The organism is Leclercia adecarboxylata, from assembly GCF_035787115.1.
GTDB lineage: Bacteria > Pseudomonadota > Gammaproteobacteria > Enterobacterales > Enterobacteriaceae > Enterobacter > Enterobacter adecarboxylatus_E.
In genome coordinates, this window is record NZ_JALKTL010000005.1 from 80,980 (window position 1) to 99,002 (window position 18,023).

Sequence of the window (18,023 nt, forward strand, 5' to 3'; positions counted from 1 at the left end):
TCTTATCAGGCATTTCAGGGAGAAGATGTGAAGAAGGTCAGCATCATTGATGTCGCCAGAGAGGCGGGGGTCTCAGTCTCTACCGTCTCGCTGGTTCTGCGTCAGAAAGGAAAGATCTCAGAGGCGACGATTGAAAAAGTCCATGCCGCCATCACTGCCCTGGGCTACGTGCATAACGTGGCCGCCGCCAATCTTCGCGCCAACACCTCCAATCTTATCGGCCTGATCCTGCGCGATTTCAGCGACAGCTTTTCCATAAAAGTGATGGCGAGCATCGTCCAGGAATTGGAAAAACAGGGTTACATGGTCTTTCTGGGCCAGCCGCTGAACGATGGCGAACACCTCGAACGCTGCCTGCTCTCTTTTAAGCAGCAGGGGGTCGCCGGGGTGATCTATCTCTCCTCCAGCGCGCGTCATGCCACCCTGCCAGCGTTGATTCGTGAGTGTCCGCTGCCGCTGGTGGCGGTGTCACAGTCGCTGCTCAATGAAACCTGCAATCTGGTGATGCGCGATAACCGCCAGGCGGCGCATCTGGCTACCCGCTATCTGATTGAGCGCGGCCATCGCAATATCGCCTATATCGGCGGCACGGAAGGGGATCTGATCCGCGAGCAGCGCCTGCTGGGTTTTCGCAGCGCGATGACGCAAAACGGGCTGGTGTTCCGCGAGGAATCCGCCCCCGCCTGCCGCGACGACACCCAGGCGGTGAGCTTCGCCACCCGGCAACTGCTGGAGAAAAACAACACCATCACCGCCCTGCTCTGCCACTCGCCGGATGCGATGATCGGCTCTATCTCCGGCATCCATCATGTGGGCCGCACCGTGGGGAAAGATGTGTTTCTTACCCAGCAGGTGGCGCTGGTGGGATTTGAGGATATGCTGCACGTCAATCTCACCTCTCCGTCGTTTACCTATGTCTCCTCCGCCAGCGAAGAGACCGGGCGTCAGGCAGCCGGGCTGATGATCCGCCAGCTGAAAGAGCCTGAGCTGCAAACCCAGCGCATTACCCTCTCCGGGCAGCTCGTCGCGCGGGAATCGGCATAATTCAGATTTCCGCCCGGCCCTGCGCCCTGCCGCACTCTGCTATATTTCCATGATTTGCCATGGATTATCACTATGCCAACCATCATTACCCACGCCGCCGTGCCGATTTGCCTGGGCTTAGGGCTGGGCACCCGGGTTATTCCCCCTCGCCTGCTGTTCGCCGGGATTGTCCTCGCCATGCTGCCGGATGCCGACGTGCTGGCATTTAAGTTTGGCGTCGCCTACGGCAATATTTTTGGTCATCGCGGTTTTACCCACTCGCTGCTGTTTGCCTTTGTGGTACCCATACTCTGCGTGTTGATAGGCCGACGATGGTTCCGGGCCGGGCTCATGCGCTGCTGGCTGTTTTTAACCGTGTCGCTGCTGTCGCACAGCCTGCTGGACTCGGTGACAACGGGCGGGAAAGGGGTCGGCTGGCTGTGGCCGTGGTCGGATGAACGCTTCTTTGCGCCGTGGCAGGTGATTAAGGTCGCGCCTTTTGCGCTGTCGCGTTACACCACGCCCTACGGGCATCAGGTGATTATCTCGGAGCTGCTGTGGGTGTGGCTGCCGGGGGTTATTGTGATGGGGATGTTGTGGTGGAAACGGAGGTAAAAGCAAAACGGCAACCAGGTTGCCGTTTTTAGTGTTTGCACCCTCTCCCTGTGGGAGAGGGGCGGGGTGAGGTCATCAGCACGCACCAGACTTACTTACGGCGCCAGGTCGTACCCTGCGGGCCATCTTCCAGAATGATACCCATCTCGGTCAGACGGTTTCGCGCGGCATCGGCCGCGGCCCAGTCCTTCGCCTGACGCGCTTCCAGACGCGCCTTGATCAAGGCTTCAATCTCCGCCACTTCGCCGTCATCCGCCTGGGCACCGCTCTGCAGGAACGCTTCCGGTTCCTGCTCCAGCAGCCCCAGCACGCCCGAGAGCTTACGCATATGGGAGGCCAGCGCGTTAGCAGCCTGCGCATCTTCACCCTTCAGGCGGTTCACTTCGCGCGCCATATCGAACAGCACGGAATACGCTTCCGGGGTGTTGAAGTCGTCGTTCATCGCCTCGACAAAGCGCGCTTCAAACGCCTCGCCGCCGGCAGCCGCCACGGCGGTGTCGGTCCCGCGCAGCGCGGTGTACAGACGCTCCAGAGCGGAACGCGCCTGCTTGAGGTTCTCTTCGCTGTAGTTCAGCTGGCTGCGATAGTGGCCGGACATCAGGAAGTAACGGATGGTTTCGGCATCGTAATACTTCAGCACGTCACGCACGGTGAAGAAGTTGCCCAGCGATTTGGACATCTTCTCGCGGTCAATCATCACCATCCCGGAGTGCATCCAGTAGTTCACATATTCGCCATCGTGAGCGCAGGTGGATTGAGCGATTTCGTTTTCATGGTGCGGGAACATCAGGTCTGAACCGCCGCCGTGAATATCAAAGTGGTTGCCCAGCTGTTTGCAGTTCATGGCTGAACATTCGATGTGCCAGCCAGGACGGCCCGCCCCCCACGGGGATGGCCAGCTCGGCTCACCCTCTTTGGACATCTTCCACAGCACGAAATCCATCGGGTTGCGCTTCACGTCTACCACATCCACTCGGGCCCCGGCCTGGAGCTGCTCCAGATCCTGACGGGAAAGCTGGCCGTAATGCGGGTCGGTCGGCACGTCGAACATGACGTCGCCGTTGTCCGCCACGTAGGCGTGGCCTTTGGCAATCAGCTGCTCGGTGATCTCGATGATCTCCGGAATATGGTGCGTCGCCCGCGGCTCCAGATCCGGGCGCTTGATATTCAGCGCGTCAAAATCCTTGTGCATTTCGCCGATCATGCGATCGACCAACGTAACGAAGTTTTCCCCGTTTTCGTTTGCGCGCTTGATAATTTTGTCGTCGATATCGGTGATATTGCGTACATACTTAAGGTTGTACCCAAGGAAGCGCAGATAGCGTGATACCACATCGAAGGCGACAAAGGTACGCCCATGGCCGATATGACAGAGATCGTAAACGGTAATACCACACACGTACATGCCGACTTCCCCGGCATGAATAGGTTTGAATTCCTCTTTTTGGCGCGTCAGTGTGTTGAAGATTTTTAACATCGAAGATTCCATGTGAGACGTGTGTGGGTGAAAACGGCATATTCTAATGGTAATTCAAACCTGAAGCAGCAAGTAATGCAAGGTGATCGCGCCGTGAGGTTATGCTATAACAGGCGCTTATTGTGGCCCCTGGCGGGGTCGAAGCACCACTATAAACGGAACAGGATGCAAAAATGGTTACTTTCCACACTAATCATGGCGATATCGTAATCAAAACCTTTGATGACAAAGCGCCTGAAACAGTTAAAAACTTCCTGGACTACTGCCGCGAAGGTTTCTACAACAACACCATTTTCCACCGTGTGATTAACGGCTTTATGATCCAGGGCGGCGGTTTTGAGCCTGGTATGAACCAGAAAGAGACCAAAGCGGCGATCAAAAACGAAGCGAACAACGGTCTGAAAAACACCCGCGGTACGCTGGCAATGGCCCGTACTCAGGCGCCACACTCTGCCACCGCGCAGTTCTTCATCAACGTGGCGGACAACGACTTCCTGAACTTCTCCGGCGAAAGCCTGCAGGGTTGGGGCTACTGCGTGTTTGCAGAAGTGGTTGAAGGTATGGACGTGGTTGACAAGATCAAAGGCGTTTCTACCGGCCGCAGCGGCATGCACCAGGACGTTCCAAAAGAAGACGTTGTGATCACAAGCGTGACCGTCAGCGAATAATTCGTGGCGACACTCTTTATTGCAGATCTGCATCTGCAATCAGAAGAACCGGCGATCACCGCCGGTTTTCTGCGTTTTTTACAGGGTGAAGCCCGTCACGCCGACGCGCTTTACATCCTGGGCGATCTGTTTGAAGCCTGGATAGGCGACGACGATCCGAACCCGCTGCACCGCGAAATAGCGAGTGCGCTTAAAGCGCTGGCCGACTCCGGCGTTCCCTGCTTCTTTATTCACGGCAACCGCGACTTTTTGCTGGGCAAACGCTTCGCCCGTGAAAGCGGCATGACGCTGCTGGCGGAAGAGACCGTCCTCGACCTCTATGGCCGTAAGCTGCTGATCATGCATGGCGACACGCTCTGCACCGACGATACCGGCTATCTGGCGTTTCGCGCCAAAGTGCATACCCCCTGGATCCAGACCCTGTTTCTCGCCCTGCCGCTGTTTATCCGCAGCCGTATCGCCGCAAAAATGCGCGCCGGCAGTAAGGCCGCCAACAGCAGTAAATCCATGACCATCATGGACGTAAACCCGCAGGCGGTGGTCAACGTGATGGAAAAACATCAGGTCCAGTGGCTGATCCACGGTCATACCCATCGTCCGGACGTGCACAACCTTACCATTAACGGCGAGCCCGCCCGGCGCGTGGTATTAGGGGCCTGGCACACCGAAGGCTCGATGGTCAAAGTCACGCCACAGGGCGTGGAGCTTATCGCCTTCCCGTTCTGAAATTCCCGCCCAGAAATCATTCAAATTTTTTGAACTCTCTCCGCAAATTGTTTTGATTTTAATCACACTCTGGTCGGCCTATGATTATTCACATCAGGGCAACAACGCCCTACTCCAAACAAAACAGCTTAAGGAATACGACCATGAAATCCATCAAAACTTTCGTTGCAGTTGCCGCTCTGTCTCTGATCTCTTTCGGTTCTTTTGCCCAGAGCGTCAGCGCCACCGCCTCTACGCTGGATCGCGCTGAAGCCAAAATCGCTGCTCAGGCCGCTAAAGAAGGTGCCGCTTACAAAATTACCAGCGCCCAGTTCGATAACCGCGTACACATGACCGCTGAACTGACTAAATAATGTGCCCGATCGCCGTGCCGCCAGATACGAGACAAGCGACAGCGACAATACGATGAAAAAGGAAAAGAGAATGAAAACTATCAGTATCGTCAGCGCCCTGCTGCTGGCCGCTTCACTGTCATCTGGCGCGATGGCTGCACAGAAACAGGTTTCCACCCCGGAGGCAGGCTCCAATATCGACACGGCTGTGCATAGCAATCATATTGATGTGAACCATGCCTTTGACAAAGAGAACCTGACCGCAGGCAATCTTCTGTAAAAAACCCACGCCGCACTCCTTACCAGGCCGCCGAAAGGCGGTCTTTTTGTTACCGGAAGAAGCCGACTTTGGCTGAAGTTTTAGCCGCGCAACCGTTTTCCTTGCCTGTCTATCGTGCTATTCTCTGTGACCTCAAAAGCCGAGAGTTGTGCACCACAGGAGTTTTAAGACGCATGTCTTCCAGCAATAATCCGGCGCGTGTCGCCATCGTAATGGGGTCCAAAAGCGACTGGGCTACCATGCAGTTCGCCGCCGAAATCTTTGACATCCTGAACGTTCCTCACCATGTTGAAGTGGTCTCCGCACACCGCACCCCCGATAAACTGTTCAGCTTCGCCGAAGGCGCAGAAGAGAACGGCTATCAGGTGATTATTGCCGGTGCCGGCGGTGCCGCGCATTTGCCCGGCATGATTGCCGCCAAAACCCTGGTGCCGGTACTCGGCGTTCCGGTTCAGAGCGCTGCCCTGAGCGGCGTCGACAGCCTTTATTCCATCGTGCAGATGCCGCGCGGCATTCCTGTCGGAACGCTGGCCATTGGTAAAGCGGGTGCCGCCAACGCCGCCCTGCTGGCGGCACAGATCCTGGCGACGCATGATAAAGCCCTCCACCAGCGCCTGGTCGACTGGCGTAACGCCCAGACCAACGAGGTACTGGAGAATCCCGATCCGCGAGGTGCGGCATGAAGCAGGTTTGCGTCCTGGGTAACGGTCAGTTAGGCCGTATGCTGCGTCAGGCCGGGGAACCGCTGGGGATCGCCGTCTGGCCGGTCGGGCTGGACGATGAACCCGAAGCCGTGCCGTTTCAGCAAAGCGTTATCACCGCCGAGATTGAACGTTGGCCGGAGACCCCGTTAACCCGGGAGCTGGCTCGCCACAACGCCTTCGTTAACCGCGACGTGTTCCCGATCATCGCCGATCGCCTGACGCAAAAGCAGCTGTTCGACGATCTGCATCTTGCCACCGCGCCGTGGCAGCTGTTAACCGAGAAAGGCCAGTGGCCAGGCGTGTTTGGCAGCCTGGGCGAACTGGCGATCGTCAAGCGCCGCGTAGGCGGCTACGACGGACGCGGCCAGTGGCGTCTGCGCGCCGGAGAGACCGACCAGCTGCCGGACGAGTGCTACGGCGAGTGCATCGTTGAGCAGGGCATTAATTTCAGCGGCGAAGTGTCGCTGGTCGGCGCCCGCGCCCACGACGGCAGCACGGTCTTTTATCCTCTGACCCACAACCTGCATCAGGACGGCATTCTGCGTACCAGCGTGGTCTTCCCGCAGGCCAATGCAGCCCAGCAGGCGCAGGCAGAGAGTATGCTCTCTGCCATCATGCAGGCGCTGGGCTATGTCGGCGTCATGGCGATGGAGTGCTTCGTTACGCCGGAAGGCCTGCTGATCAACGAGCTGGCCCCGCGGGTGCACAACAGCGGCCACTGGACGCAAAACGGCGCGTCCATCAGCCAGTTCGAACTGCATCTGCGCGCCATCACCGGTCTGCCGCTGCCAAAGCCGGTGGTTAACAGCCCGTCGGTGATGATCAACCTGATCGGCACCGATCTGAACTATGACTGGCTGAACCTGCCGCTGGTGCATCTGCACTGGTACGACAAAGAGGTCCGCCCGGGCCGTAAGGTCGGCCACCTGAACCTGAACGACAGCGATATCCCACGTCTCTCCGCCACGCTCGAAGCTATTGTGCCGCTGCTGCCGCAAGAATACGCCAGCGGTATTGCCTGGGCGCAGGCCACGCTGAGCTAAGTCATACCGCCGGGGAGTTGATCTTCCCCTTCCCCGGCGTAAAATCCTGCCCATCGCTGTTTTGAGGGATCCTTATGAACGATGGGACGGACTACCGCGCCATACTTACCGCCGACACGCCATTAATTGACGTGCGCGCGCCCGTGGAATTTGCCCAGGGCGCTATGCCTGCGGCAATCAACCTGCCTTTAATGAACGACGACGAACGCGCCGCCGTGGGAACCTGCTACAAGCGCCAGGGGCCAGAAGCTGCGCTCGCGCTCGGCCACCGTCTGGTGAGCGGCAAGACGCGCGAACAGCGGCTTGAGGCCTGGCGCAGCGCCTGCCATGCTCAACCGCAGGGATATATCTGCTGCGCCCGGGGTGGGCAGCGCTCGCATATCGTGCAGGCGTGGCTGAAAGAGACCGGGGTGGATTACCCACTGATCCAGGGCGGCTATAAGGCCCTGCGTCAGGCGGCGATACAGGCGACCCTTGAGCAGGCGCAAAAACCCAGCGTGCTGATTGGCGGCTGCACCGGGAGCGGCAAAACGCTGCTGGTGAAGGCGCATCCTGAAGGCATCGATCTCGAAGGGCTGGCCCATCATCGCGGCTCCTCCTTTGGCCGTACCCTGGCCCCGCAGCTTTCCCAGGCCAGCTTTGAAAATCATCTCGCGGTCGCGCTACTGAAGAAAGACGCCACGCGCTGGGTGCTGGAAGACGAAGGCAGGATGATTGGCTCTAACCACCTGCCGGAGTGCCTGCGTGACCGCATGGCGCAGTCGCCGATTGTGGTGGTGGAAGATCCGTTTGAGGTGCGTCTTGAGCGCCTGCGCGACGAGTATTTCGACCAGATGTGGCAGGCTTTTCGCGCGGCACGGGGGGAAGAGGCGGGCTGGCTGGAATATGGCGAGTACCTGCATCACGGGCTGTTTGCCATTCGGCGTCGGCTGGGGTTACAGCGCTATGCTGAATTTACCGCCCTGTTAGATTCTGCCCTTATCGACCAGCAGCGTTCCGGCAGCACCGAGGCGCACTTTAGCTGGCTTGCCCCCCTGCTGAAAGACTATTACGACCCGATGTACAGCTATCAGCTGGAGAAAAAAGCGGAGAAGATTGTTTATCGCGGGACGTATGCAGAAGTTGCGGAGTGGCTTAGCCGCTGAAAAAAGCCGGGTGGCGAGATAAAAGTAAAACGGCAACCTCAGGTTGCCGTTTTTGGTATTTGCACCCTCTCCCCGGGGGAGAGGGTTGGGGTGAGGGCATCAGACCGCACCGGGGAACAGACGACTCAGAAGTCGTAGCGCAGACGCACCAGGTTCATATCGCCCAGATCGTCGGTGCTGGAGGTGAACACGTGCTCGTAATCGACGCGGAAGCCGTAATCCAGCTGGACGCTGATGCCTAAGCCGTTGTCGATGCGCTGGTAGTTGCGGCCATTCATGGTCTCAATACGATCGCCCATGAAGTAAGGCTGGATGGATTTCACCGCATACTGACCCACCGGGAATTTATAGCCTGCAAAGTACTCAATACCCCAGGCGTCGCCCGCGAAGTAGTCGTTGACCGAGACTTTTTTACTGGTCATAAAGTTCTGATACCAGCCGCCGCCCGCGGAGAAGGTCCAGTTGTCCGGAGTCCAGCTCAGCGCGGTGCCGAGGATGTTCTGATCCCAGGTCTTGCTGTCGCCGTTATCGGGGTTACGCATATCCGCACGGGTGTAGTTCCACGCCGCGCCCCAGGTCAGGTCGGTAGTCAGACGATAGTCCAGGCCCAGAGAGCCGCCGCCTTTACGCTTGTAACGCAGGCCGTTGCCCGGCAGATATTCGCTGTCTTCGAAGAGGTAAGAGGCGTAGATATCGGCATCGCCCAGGGTTTTCTTATATTTCAGCATCTGGCGTGAACGGTAAGAGCCGTCATAGTCGCCGTTGATGCCGTTACCCGGCGCCTGGCCGATCATATCGTAGTCCCAGATATCGGTTTTCGCACCGACCACATCGTAATAGACGCTGTTCTGCTGACCAAAGGTCAGGGTGCCCCAGGTGTCGCTCTTCAGGCCGGTATAGAGCATACGGCGGGAGGTGTCGTGCGCGCCGTCTGCATGGTGATTATCCCAGTTGAACTGGGCCGGAATGTTCACACCGAGCTCGTAGTAGCTCACCCAGCTGATGTCATCAAACAGGTAGTAATCCGCCGCGAACCGGAAGCGTGTGCCGCCGTCGAAGCCGTTACGTTTGTAGCTGTTTTTGCCGTCGTCACCGGTCATGTTCTGGAACTGGGGACGAATACTGCCGCCTACGGTGAAGTTCAGACGGCTCAGGGGGTTACCCGCCTGGGGATCCTGTTTCAGGATGGTGATTTCAGCCTGGGATGCGAAAGACGTCAATGCCACTGCTGCGCCGATGGCAACTGCCAGCGCTTTTTTTATTGTCATTATTTTTCCTTGATACACACACCGCTATTTATTTAGCTGGTGAATATTAACCAGGATTTATCTGTCCGTGTTGCCCGGTTTTTAATGATTTGTGCCACTAAAATGCAGTGTTTTATCTTTTTATGCTGTTTACAACGAATGTGCCGGTATAAAAACCGGCACATGATGACAGAAAGGCATTAACCGGAAAACTGGCGGAACAGCGCTTTGCCTTTCAGCAGTCGGGCACCCAGCCAGCCGCCGCACAGTGAGAGCAGCACCGCGCCACTGAGCGGCAGGATCACCCACAGACGCCAGTCCGGCTCCCAGGGGAAGTCAAACACCCGGGTTTGCAGCACCGCCAGCGCGGTCTCTGCGCCGATGGCCGCCACCAGACCTGCCACCAGCCCCAGCAGAGCAAACTCGCTCCACAGGGTGGTGCGCAGCAGCTTTTTACCCGCGCCCAGGGTACGGTAGACCACCAGCTCCTGATGACGCTGACGCATCCCGACCTGCACCTGGGCCAGCAGCAGCAGGACGCCGCAAAGGGTCACCAGCACTACCATGACTTCCAGCGCACGGCTCACCTGATCCAGCACCTGCCCGACCTGCTTCAGGATCGCCCCAATATCCAGCAGGCTGATGGTCGGGAACTCACGGTTAAGCTGGGTGAGCATGCCGTTGCCGTTCTCCCAGCGGAAGCTGGTCAGCCAGCTCTGGGGCTGCCCGTCCAGCGCCCCGGAAGGGAAGATAAAGAAGAAGTTAGGCCGCAGGCTCTCCCAGTCCACCTTGCGCAGGCTGGTTACTTTAGCGCTGAAGTCCTGGGTATCCCCGGTAAAGGTCACCGTATCGCCCAGGGCGACGTTCAGGCGTTTCGCGAGCCCCTCCTCCATCGACACTTCACCGGCTTTTGGCGGCCAGCTTCCGGCGGTGATCGGGTTATGATCCGGGCGTTTATCCTGCCAGGTCAGGTTCAGCTCGCGGTTGAGAGATTCATCTTTATTGCCCTCCGTGGACTGACCGTTAATCTGCGTCAGGCGCGCCCGCACGATGGGGTAGTAAGACTCCGGGATAATCTGGTGCTCGGCGAGAAACGCTTTCAGCGGCGTGACCTGCTCCGGGGCAATGTTGATCAGGAAGTAGTTCGGGCTTTCCGCCGGGAGCTGCTGTTGCCAGCGATCCAGTAGGTCGCCGCGCAACACAAGCAGCAGCGCCAGCAGCATAAACGACAGCGAAAACGCCGAGAGCTGGCTGAGGGTGGACCACGGCTGGCGCAGCAGGCGATTCACCGCCAGCCGCACCGGCAGCGATTTTACCCTGAGCCCTTTTAGCACGCTGAGCAACATCCAGCCCAGTACGCCGCAGAGCAGCGCCAGCACCACCGCCCCGGCCAGCACGGCCCACAGCAGCATACTGCCGCCCATCAGCCAGGCGAGCAGCACGACCACCACCGCCACAATCGCCGTAATGTAATATTTCAGCGGCCAGACGCTGGCCACTACGTCGCGGCGCAGAACGCGCAGCGGCTGTGTCGCCAACAGCAGGCGGTAAGGGCGCAGCCCCACCAGCAGCGAAATCACCGTCATCGCCCCGACAGCCCACAGCCATGGCCACAGGCTGGCAGGCGGCAGCGCGGCGGGCAGCACCGGCTTGAGCAGCACCATCAGCACCTTCTCAAACAGCAGCCCCATCGCCCCGCCGGTAACGGCAGAGAGGACAAGCACCATCAGCCACTGACCGACGATCAGCTTGCGCAGCTGCGCCCTGCCCGCCCCCAGCGTTTTGAGGATCGCCACCAGATCGTAGCGACTGCGGCAGTAGTGACCCATCGCCACCGCCACCGCCGCTACCGCCAGCAGCAGCGTTAGCAGCGCAGAGAGCAGCAGGAACTGCTGGGAGCGCTCAAGGGACTTGCCGAGCGCGCCCTCCTCCTGCTCCATCCCGGACCAGCGGTGCTCCGGCTTCAGCTGCGGCAGCAGCCATTTTTCATAAGCACTTAGCTGGGCAGGGGTGCCGCCAAACTTAAAGCGCCAGGTGACGCGGCTACCGGGTTGTACCGCCGCGGTTTTGGCGACATCAGCGGAATTCATCAGCAGGCGCGGCGCCATCTGGAATGGGTTAAACCCGGAGTCCGGCTCCTGAACCACTTCCCCGGCGATATGAAGCGTGGCATCGCCGACATCAATGCTGTCGCCGGTTTTCAGATTCAGCAGCGCCATCAGACGCGAGGCCAGCAGCACCGTGCCGGGGGCGGGCTTCAGTCCGGGCGGGCTGGTCTGGAGCTCTCCGTAAAGCGGGTAAAGGTTATCGACGGCCTTTACGCTCGCCAGCTGCGGGGTATCGGCGGCAAAGGTCATGGTCTGGAAGCTTATCTGCTCGCTGACCTTCAGCCCCTGCTTTCTCGCCTCTTCGATCCACACCTGCGGCACCTCGCGGGAGCTGCGCAGCGTCCGGTCCCCCGCCATAAACTCACGGCTTTGCTGGCTGAGCCCCTTTTCCATCCGATCGCTGACGCTGCCGAGCGCCAGCACGCAGGCCACCGCCAGGCTTAGCGCCAGCCAGACGATCAGCAGCGAGGGGGAGCGCCATTCGCGCCAGAACCAGCGGGCAATCATGCTTCCTCCTGCAGTTCGCCATTGACCAGGCGCAGGCGGCGATCGCAGCGGGCCGCCAGCTGCGGATCGTGGGTAACGAGGATCAGCGTCGTGCCGTGTTCACGGTTAAGGGAAAAGAGCAGATCGGCAATTTTGTCCCCGGTCTGGCGATCGAGGTTGCCGGTGGGTTCATCAGCAAACAGCATCTCCGGGCGGCCATTGAATGCCCGGGCCAGCGCCACACGCTGCTGCTCACCGCCGGAGAGCTGCGCCGGAAGATGATCGAGGCGTTTACCCAGCCCCAGCTGTTGCAGCAGGGCGCTGGCGCTATCCCGGCTCTGGGCGCTATTCTCGCCGCGCAGTAGCCCCGGCAGTTCGACGTTCTCCAGCGCGTTAAGGGTTGGAATCAACATAAACGACTGGAAAACAAAGCCGATATGCCTGGCCCGCAGCGCGGCGCGCGCCTCTTCATCCAGCTTATGCAGGGGTTGCCCGACAAGGTTGACCTCGCCGCTGCTGCCGTCATCCAGACCGGCGAGGATCGCCAGCAGCGTGGATTTGCCCGAACCCGATTCACCAATCAGCGCGATGCTCTGCCCGCGTTTGACAATGAGTTCAACTCCGGTGAGGATGGAAAGCTCGTGCTCACCCTGACCCACGGACTTCTTAAGATGATGAACTTCAACAATGTTTTCCGCTGGCATTTGCCCTTCCTGTTTCTGATTCTGTTCTCATTTCGCGCCGCGGCAGCGGACACGCTGTTAATTCTGGGTGACAGTCTGAGCGCTGGCTACCGTATGGCGGCCAGCGCCGCCTGGCCTGCGCTGCTGAATGATAAATGGCAGAGCAAAACGTCGGTTATTAACGGCAGCATCAGCGGGGATACCTCCCAACAAGGGCTTTCCCGCCTGCCAGCCCTGCTGAAACAGCACCAGCCCCGCTGGGTGCTGGTGGAGCTCGGCGGCAATGACGGTCTGCGCGGCTTCCAGCCACAGCAGACGGAGCAAACCCTGCGCAAAATTTTGCAGGATATCCGCGACGCGAACGCCCAGCCGCTGCTGATGCAAATTCGCCTGCCCGCCAACTACGGTCGTCGGTATAATGAAACCTTCAGCGCGATATATCCGAAGCTTGCCAAAGAGTTCGATGTCCCGCTGCTGCCCTTTTTTATGGAAGAGGTCTACCTGAAACCGCAGTGGATGCAGGACGACGGTATTCACCCCAATCGGGACGCCCAGCCGTTTATCGCCGACTGGATGGCGACCCGGCTGGCTCCTTTAGTTAAACATGACTCGTAATTCAGCGGAGATCCTGACAGGTAAAGTTATGCAAAAATCGGTCTTAATAACAGGATGTTCCAGCGGAATTGGCCTTGAAAGCGCCCTTGAGCTGAAGCGTCAGGGATTCTGGGTGCTGGCTGCCTGCCGCAAGCCGGAAGACGTTGAACGGATGAACGGCATGGGCTTAACCGGCGTGCTGCTGGATCTGGATTGTGCAGAAAGCATAGAGCGCGCCGCCGAGGAGGTGATCGCCCTGACCGGAAATCGCCTGTACGGCCTGTTTAATAACGCGGGTTATGGCGTTTACGGCCCGCTGCAAAGCGTGACGCGCCAGCAGCTTGAGCAGCAGTTTTCTGCCAATTTCTTCGGGGTCCATCAGCTGACCATGCGCCTGCTGCCCGCCATGCTGCCCCACGGCGAAGGCCGGATTGTGATGACCTCCTCGGTGATGGGGCTCATCTCCACGCCGGGTCGCGGGGCTTACGCCGCCAGCAAATATGCGCTGGAAGCCTGGTCAGACGCACTGCGCATGGAGCTGCGCCACAGCGGCATCAAGGTAAGCCTGATTGAACCCGGTCCCATCCGCACCCGCTTTACCGACAATGTCAACCAAACTCAGGCCGACAAGCCGGTAGAAAATCCCGGCATTGCCGCACGTTTTACGCTGGGGCCGGAGGCGGTGGTCGCCAAAGTGCGCCATGCTTTTGAGAGCAAAAACCCCAAAATGCGTTATCCGGTCACGCTGGTGACCCATGCCGTCGGTCTGCTGAAGCGCCTGCTGCCAGGCCGGATGATGGACAAAATTTTACAGGGCTGAGTTGAAGCCACGCGCCACGCCCCCATGTAAACAGAAACTCATAATTGGGATAGCCGCATGTCCGTACAGAATATTGTCAACATTACCGAAGCAAACCTGCACCAGACCCTTGAACAGTCGATGACCAAACCGGTGCTGTTCTACTTCTGGTCTGAACGTAGTCAGCACTGTCTGGAACTGACCCCGGTGCTTGAGAAGCTTGCGGCCCAGTACAACGGCCAGTTCATTCTGGCGAAGCTGGACTGCGATGCCGAGCAGATGATCGCCTCGCAGTTTGGCCTGCGCGCCATTCCAACGGTTTATCTGTTCCAGAACGGTCAGCCGGTAGATGGCTTCCAGGGCCCGCAGCCGGAAGAGGCGATCCGCGCCCTGCTGGATAAAGTGCTGCCGCGTGAAGAGGAGCTTAAAGCGCAGCAGGCGGCGGCATTGATGGCCGAAGGTAAACATGACGAAGCCCTGCCGCTGCTTAAAGAGGCGTGGCAGCTCTCTGGTCAGAACAGCGAAACTGGCCTGCTGCTGGCGGAAACGCTGATTGTCTTAAAGCGTTCTGAAGATGCTGAAGTGGTGCTGAAAACCATCCCACTGCAGGATCAGGATACCCGCTATCAGGGGCTGGTGGCGCAAATTGAACTGCTGAAGCAAGCGGCGGACACCCCGGAAATTCAGCAACTGCAGCAGCACGTTGCCAATAATCCGGATGATGCTGCGCTGGCCAGCCAGCTGGCATTGCAGCTGCATCAGGTGGGTCGCAACGAAGAAGCGCTGGAGCTGCTGTTCAGCCATCTGAAAAAGGATCTGACCGCGGGTGACGGCCAGGCGCGTAAAACGTTCCAGGAAATTCTGGCGGCGCTCGGCACGGGTGACTCGCTGGCCTCCAGCTATCGCCGTAAGCTTTACGCGCTGCTGTACTGATCACCCCAGCGTTACGTCATCACTTATCATGGCCGCCGTTATGGCGGCTTTTTTATCTCAGCTGATAGCGTTTATTAAGTCTTTCTAATGTTTAACTTTGAAAAAAGGTTAATGAGACTTTAACGATGTAAAATATAGCCTTCGTCATGTCCACTCTTTTGAACGGATAGTCCGCCTGTAGTAACGTTTATCTTCCATTTGTGATCGGCGCAAAATTCTCGCGCGCGGTGCTAATAGCCTCATCTTATGGGAGGTGTTAAAATTTTTCGTAATTAAAATGGCAGGCTAATAACTACAGGAAGTATGCCGTATGACACATATCTTTTATGAGTTCACCTCCCTGAAGCCGGGTGTTCCTGATGTAGAAACATTAATGCAAGTCATCAACTCTTCGGCAGAGACCAGCTTTGTTATTGGCCCTGAGGTGGTTGATTTTGTCAAAAAAGCGTTGATCGTTAACACCACTATTATCAGCTTTAAAAATTGCAGATTTGCCTTCGACAACGGCACCCATTTCATTGAATTTGACGGCAAAGGTAAATCGAAGCGTTATAACGAGGTGCCTGCGTGGTTTGTCTCCCCGGCAGATTTTTCCCGCTCGCGATGGCTGATCAACCATAAGCTATCGGATGTAATGGCAACGAAGTTTATCGACGTACTGATGTCTTACCCGCTGAAAGAGCGTCGCGCCCACTGCAATCTGCTGTTCGGGTTAGACCTGCAAAAGGCAGGCATTGTGCCGTCCAGCGTGCCTTCGGCGAGTAAAATCGGCAATAAAAACGGCAAAACCACCAAGCCTAAAATTATCGAGCTGGGCTCCTTTGAGCTGTTCAGCCAGTTCTTCGCCCGCCTGAAAAGCGCCGTGGCGGAAGATCGGTTCCCCACCCTGCAGGTGCTGACGGGAATCGAGAATCTGTCGAAAGCGCCGAATAGCCTCAAACAGGGGATCCGCACCTGGTTTAAAGCGATTACCGGCGATCTGCCGCCGAATAACAAGCGCGTAGAGGCCGGGAACGCTGGCTTGTTCTGCGCGCCGGTGCGCGAGCAGCTGCAGCAGATTGAAGCGATTGGCCTGGAAAACTACTATGCCGGGCTGGCACGGGCGATCAATGACGCGGGCGAGCAGTATATCGCCGATTTCTCTTATACCCATACCGGGAGCTGAGGTTCTGTCGTCGCGTGAATACCCGTTGCCCTGCTATTTTTAGCGGGGCTTTTTTATGTCTGGATCCCGCCCGTCTCGTTGATTTGACGCGAATTCCCCCCTGTTTGTCGGTATACTTATGGGCAACAAACGAACAGTTGTTATCGCAACATGGAATACAAAACAGGAGGTTTTACATGTTCATCGTCATCCCTGTTCTTATCTTCGTGGCGCTGGTGATCGTTGCCGCTGGCGTCAAAATTGTTCCGCAGGGTTACCAGTGGACGGTTGAGCGTTTTGGTCGCTACACCACTACGCTGCAGCCGGGCCTGAGCCTGGTCGTGCCCTTTATGGATCGCATTGGCCGCAAGATAAATATGATGGAGCAGGTGCTCGATATACCGTCTCAGGAGGTCATCTCCCGGGATAACGCCAATGTCACCATCGACGCCGTGTGCTTTATTCAGGTGATTGACGCGCCGAAAGCGGCCTACGAGGTCAGCAACCTTGAATTAGCCATCATTAATTTGACCATGACCAATATTCGAACCGTGCTGGGTTCAATGGAGCTGGACGAAATGCTCTCCCAGCGCGACAGTATCAACACCCGCCTGCTGCACATCGTGGATGAAGCCACCAACCCGTGGGGCATTAAAGTCACGCGTATTGAGATTCGTGACGTGCGGCCACCGGCAGAGTTGATCACCTCAATGAACGCTCAGATGAAGGCCGAGCGAACCAAGCGCGCCTACATTCTGGAGGCCGAAGGGGTCCGTCAGGCGGAGATCCTCAAGGCGGAAGGGGAAAAACAGTCGCAGATCCTCAAAGCCGAAGGCGAACGCCAGTCCGCTTTTTTACAGGCTGAAGCCCGCGAACGTTCGGCGGAAGCCGAAGCCCGCGCCACGAAAATGGTCTCGGAGGCTATCGCTGCCGGGGATATCCAGGCGGTTAACTACTTTGTGGCGCAGAAGTACACCGAGGCGCTGCAGGCCATCGGCTCGGCGGATAACAGCAAGGTGGTGATGATGCCGCTGGATGCCAGCAGCCTGATGGGCTCGATCGGCGGGATCGCGGAATTGATCAAAAACAGCGGCAACGAGCGCAAATTATGATTGAGATGATTGCTGCACACCCGCACGTCTTCTGGCTTAGCCTCGGCGGCCTGCTGCTGGCGGCAGAGATGCTTGGCGGCAACGGCTATCTGCTGTGGAGCGGCGTGGCAGCCGTTATTACCGGGCTGCTGGTGTGGATCCTGCCGTTTGACTGGGCCTGGCAGGGGGCGCTGTTTGCAGTGCTGACCCTGATTGCCGCCTGGCTCTGGTGGCGCTGGCTGTCACGCCAGGTACGCGCCCAGAAGCCCGCCGATGCCCGGCTCAACCAGCGCAGAAAACAGCTGGTGGGGATGCACTTTACGCTGGATACCTCGCTGGTAAACGGGCGCGGCCATATGCGGGTGGGCGACAGCTCATGGCCGGTGGTGGCCGATGCCGATCTGCTCGCCGGGACAAAAGTAGAAGTGGTGGCGGTGGAAGGGATCACCCTTCGGGTCAAAGCCAGCTAAGCCTTGACCTTGCGATGACAGCAGCCGGAAAGATTGTCGATGATCGGACAGTCGGCGCTGTCATCCCCCGGGCAACTCTCGGCCAGCGCCAGTAGCTGTTCGCGCATCGCCTGTAACTCCAGGATATGACGTTCAATCTCTGCCACCTTTTCCAGCGTGCGGCTTTTAACGTCGGCACTGTGGCGCGCGGGATTGTTAAACAGGTTAACCAGGTCGCCGCACTCCTCCAGATTGAACCCCACCTGCCGCGCCTGGCGCAGCAGCGTCAGCTCATCGAGGTGCTTTTGCGTATAGCTCCGGTAGCCGTTCTCACTGCGCAGCGGCGGCGTCACCAGCCCTTTCTCTTCGTAAAAACGAATCGCTTTGCTGGTTAAGCCGGTTTTTTTGGCAACATCACTGATATTCACGTTTCCCCCTTGACCTTCCCCTTGATGGAAGGTTTAACCTTCATAACA

Annotated in this window: 20 protein-coding genes; 15 read left to right on the forward strand and 5 right to left on the reverse strand. The window is 58.1% G+C overall.

The window, feature by feature from the left end; genetic code table 11:
- Positions 1-27: 27 nt before the first annotated feature.
- On the forward strand, positions 28-1,044 hold the full coding sequence (gene malI / locus MXM41_RS16205) for a Mal regulon transcriptional regulator MalI (RefSeq protein ID WP_325933076.1): 1,017 nt from the start codon (positions 28-30) through the stop codon (positions 1,042-1,044).
- 72 nt (positions 1,045-1,116) lie between these two features.
- Positions 1,117-1,638 (forward strand): metal-dependent hydrolase, encoded by a 522-nt coding sequence (locus MXM41_RS16210; RefSeq protein ID WP_325933077.1) that lies wholly within the window; start codon positions 1,117-1,119, stop codon positions 1,636-1,638.
- A gap of 91 nt (positions 1,639-1,729) precedes the next feature.
- On the opposite strand, the gene cysS is transcribed toward MXM41_RS16210, so the two are convergent.
- A complete protein-coding gene (gene cysS / locus MXM41_RS16215) occupies positions 1,730-3,115 on the reverse strand; it encodes a cysteine--tRNA ligase (protein WP_325933078.1) in 1,386 nt (461 codons plus the stop codon).
- A gap of 173 nt (positions 3,116-3,288) precedes the next feature.
- Here cysS and ppiB point away from each other — a divergent pair, with 173 nt between their 5' ends.
- The 7 genes from ppiB to mnmH all read left to right on the forward strand — a co-directional run bounded on the left by ppiB (position 3,289) and on the right by mnmH (position 8,013).
- Positions 3,289-3,783, forward strand: coding sequence for a peptidylprolyl isomerase B (gene ppiB / locus MXM41_RS16220; protein ID WP_325933080.1), 495 nt, complete (start codon positions 3,289-3,291; stop codon positions 3,781-3,783).
- 3 nt (positions 3,784-3,786) lie between these two features.
- A complete protein-coding gene (gene lpxH, locus MXM41_RS16225) occupies positions 3,787-4,509 on the forward strand; it encodes a UDP-2,3-diacylglucosamine diphosphatase (protein ID WP_325933082.1) in 723 nt (240 codons plus the stop codon).
- A gap of 143 nt (positions 4,510-4,652) precedes the next feature.
- Complete coding sequence (locus tag MXM41_RS16230; protein ID WP_039032584.1) at positions 4,653-4,862, forward strand: YdgH/BhsA/McbA-like domain containing protein; 210 nt, start codon at positions 4,653-4,655, stop codon at positions 4,860-4,862.
- 70 nt (positions 4,863-4,932) lie between these two features.
- Complete coding sequence (locus MXM41_RS16235) at positions 4,933-5,121, forward strand: hypothetical protein (RefSeq protein ID WP_325933083.1); 189 nt, start codon at positions 4,933-4,935, stop codon at positions 5,119-5,121.
- A gap of 173 nt (positions 5,122-5,294) precedes the next feature.
- Complete coding sequence (purE, locus tag MXM41_RS16240; protein ID WP_325933084.1) at positions 5,295-5,804, forward strand: 5-(carboxyamino)imidazole ribonucleotide mutase; 510 nt, start codon at positions 5,295-5,297, stop codon at positions 5,802-5,804.
- The gene (gene purK / locus MXM41_RS16245) at positions 5,801-6,868 is read left to right on the forward strand and encodes a 5-(carboxyamino)imidazole ribonucleotide synthase (protein ID WP_325933085.1); all 1,068 of its coding nucleotides are present in this window, start codon (positions 5,801-5,803) and stop codon (positions 6,866-6,868) included. Before purE ends, purK begins: the two co-directional genes overlap by 4 nt.
- A gap of 74 nt (positions 6,869-6,942) precedes the next feature.
- Positions 6,943-8,013 carry a tRNA 2-selenouridine(34) synthase MnmH gene (mnmH, locus tag MXM41_RS16250; RefSeq protein WP_325933086.1) on the forward strand — a complete coding sequence of 357 codons (1,071 nt, stop codon included), beginning with the start codon at positions 6,943-6,945 and terminating at the stop codon, positions 8,011-8,013.
- Between the two features lie 125 nt (positions 8,014-8,138).
- Here mnmH and MXM41_RS16255 read toward each other — a convergent pair whose 3' ends face one another.
- The 3 genes from MXM41_RS16255 to ybbA form a co-directional block, all read right to left on the reverse strand.
- The gene (locus MXM41_RS16255; RefSeq protein ID WP_325933088.1) at positions 8,139-9,281 is read right to left on the reverse strand and encodes a porin; all 1,143 of its coding nucleotides are present in this window, start codon (positions 9,279-9,281) and stop codon (positions 8,139-8,141) included.
- A 179-nt stretch (positions 9,282-9,460) separates the two neighbouring features.
- Entirely contained in the window at positions 9,461-11,875 is a 2,415-nt protein-coding gene (gene ybbP, locus MXM41_RS16260) for a putative ABC transporter permease subunit YbbP (protein WP_325933089.1), read from the reverse strand.
- On the reverse strand, positions 11,872-12,558 hold the full coding sequence (gene ybbA / locus MXM41_RS16265; protein WP_325933090.1) for a putative ABC transporter ATP-binding protein YbbA: 687 nt from the start codon (positions 12,556-12,558) through the stop codon (positions 11,872-11,874). The genes ybbP and ybbA overlap by 4 nt, the downstream gene beginning before the upstream one ends.
- Between ybbA and tesA the strand changes: the two genes are divergently transcribed.
- The 6 genes from tesA to MXM41_RS16295 all read left to right on the forward strand — a co-directional run bounded on the left by tesA (position 12,529) and on the right by MXM41_RS16295 (position 17,568).
- The gene (tesA, locus tag MXM41_RS16270) at positions 12,529-13,152 is read left to right on the forward strand and encodes a multifunctional acyl-CoA thioesterase I/protease I/lysophospholipase L1 (RefSeq protein WP_325933303.1); all 624 of its coding nucleotides are present in this window, start codon (positions 12,529-12,531) and stop codon (positions 13,150-13,152) included. The two genes, ybbA and tesA, sit on opposite strands and share 30 nt — an antisense overlap.
- A complete protein-coding gene (locus tag MXM41_RS16275; protein ID WP_325933091.1) occupies positions 13,142-13,951 on the forward strand; it encodes an SDR family oxidoreductase in 810 nt (269 codons plus the stop codon). Before tesA ends, MXM41_RS16275 begins: the two co-directional genes overlap by 11 nt.
- 57 nt (positions 13,952-14,008) lie before the next feature.
- The gene (locus MXM41_RS16280) at positions 14,009-14,863 is read left to right on the forward strand and encodes a co-chaperone YbbN (protein WP_325933092.1); all 855 of its coding nucleotides are present in this window, start codon (positions 14,009-14,011) and stop codon (positions 14,861-14,863) included.
- Positions 14,864-15,173: 310 nt separating this feature from the next.
- Positions 15,174-16,028, forward strand: a complete 855-nt coding sequence (locus MXM41_RS16285; RefSeq protein ID WP_325933093.1) for a hypothetical protein — start codon at positions 15,174-15,176, stop codon at positions 16,026-16,028.
- 176 nt (positions 16,029-16,204) lie between these two features.
- On the forward strand, positions 16,205-17,119 hold the full coding sequence (locus tag MXM41_RS16290) for an SPFH domain-containing protein (protein ID WP_325933094.1): 915 nt from the start codon (positions 16,205-16,207) through the stop codon (positions 17,117-17,119).
- Positions 17,116-17,568, forward strand: a complete 453-nt coding sequence (locus tag MXM41_RS16295; RefSeq protein WP_325933095.1) for an NfeD family protein — start codon at positions 17,116-17,118, stop codon at positions 17,566-17,568. The genes MXM41_RS16290 and MXM41_RS16295 overlap by 4 nt, the downstream gene beginning before the upstream one ends.
- On the opposite strand, the gene cueR is transcribed toward MXM41_RS16295, so the two are convergent.
- Positions 17,565-17,975 carry a Cu(I)-responsive transcriptional regulator gene (gene cueR / locus MXM41_RS16300; RefSeq protein WP_325933096.1) on the reverse strand — a complete coding sequence of 137 codons (411 nt, stop codon included), beginning with the start codon at positions 17,973-17,975 and terminating at the stop codon, positions 17,565-17,567. The genes MXM41_RS16295 and cueR overlap by 4 nt on opposite strands.
- Positions 17,976-18,023: the final 48 nt, after the last annotated feature.

What these genes read in the sequence shown, in the direction of transcription:
- MXM41_RS16210 (WP_325933077.1), top strand. Translation starts at nt 1,117, where the DNA reads ATGCCAACCATCATTACCCACGCCGCCGTGCCGATTTGCCTGGGCTTA.
- cysS (WP_325933078.1), bottom strand. Translation starts at nt 3,115, where the DNA reads ATGTTAAAAATCTTCAACACACTGACGCGCCAAAAAGAGGAATTCAAA.
- ppiB (WP_325933080.1), top strand. Translation starts at nt 3,289, where the DNA reads ATGGTTACTTTCCACACTAATCATGGCGATATCGTAATCAAAACCTTT.
- MXM41_RS16230 (WP_039032584.1), top strand. Translation starts at nt 4,653, where the DNA reads ATGAAATCCATCAAAACTTTCGTTGCAGTTGCCGCTCTGTCTCTGATC.
- MXM41_RS16235 (WP_325933083.1), top strand. Translation starts at nt 4,933, where the DNA reads ATGAAAACTATCAGTATCGTCAGCGCCCTGCTGCTGGCCGCTTCACTG.
- purE (WP_325933084.1), top strand. Translation starts at nt 5,295, where the DNA reads ATGTCTTCCAGCAATAATCCGGCGCGTGTCGCCATCGTAATGGGGTCC.
- purK (WP_325933085.1), top strand. Translation starts at nt 5,801, where the DNA reads ATGAAGCAGGTTTGCGTCCTGGGTAACGGTCAGTTAGGCCGTATGCTG.
- mnmH (WP_325933086.1), top strand. Translation starts at nt 6,943, where the DNA reads ATGAACGATGGGACGGACTACCGCGCCATACTTACCGCCGACACGCCA.
- MXM41_RS16255 (WP_325933088.1), bottom strand. Translation starts at nt 9,281, where the DNA reads ATGACAATAAAAAAAGCGCTGGCAGTTGCCATCGGCGCAGCAGTGGCA.
- ybbP (WP_325933089.1), bottom strand. Translation starts at nt 11,875, where the DNA reads ATGATTGCCCGCTGGTTCTGGCGCGAATGGCGCTCCCCCTCGCTGCTG.
- tesA (WP_325933303.1), top strand. Translation starts at nt 12,529, where the DNA reads ATGAACTTCAACAATGTTTTCCGCTGGCATTTGCCCTTCCTGTTTCTG.
- ybbA (WP_325933090.1), bottom strand. Translation starts at nt 12,558, where the DNA reads ATGCCAGCGGAAAACATTGTTGAAGTTCATCATCTTAAGAAGTCCGTG.
- MXM41_RS16275 (WP_325933091.1), top strand. Translation starts at nt 13,142, where the DNA reads ATGACTCGTAATTCAGCGGAGATCCTGACAGGTAAAGTTATGCAAAAA.
- MXM41_RS16280 (WP_325933092.1), top strand. Translation starts at nt 14,009, where the DNA reads ATGTCCGTACAGAATATTGTCAACATTACCGAAGCAAACCTGCACCAG.
- MXM41_RS16285 (WP_325933093.1), top strand. Translation starts at nt 15,174, where the DNA reads ATGACACATATCTTTTATGAGTTCACCTCCCTGAAGCCGGGTGTTCCT.
- MXM41_RS16290 (WP_325933094.1), top strand. Translation starts at nt 16,205, where the DNA reads ATGTTCATCGTCATCCCTGTTCTTATCTTCGTGGCGCTGGTGATCGTT.
- MXM41_RS16295 (WP_325933095.1), top strand. Translation starts at nt 17,116, where the DNA reads ATGATTGAGATGATTGCTGCACACCCGCACGTCTTCTGGCTTAGCCTC.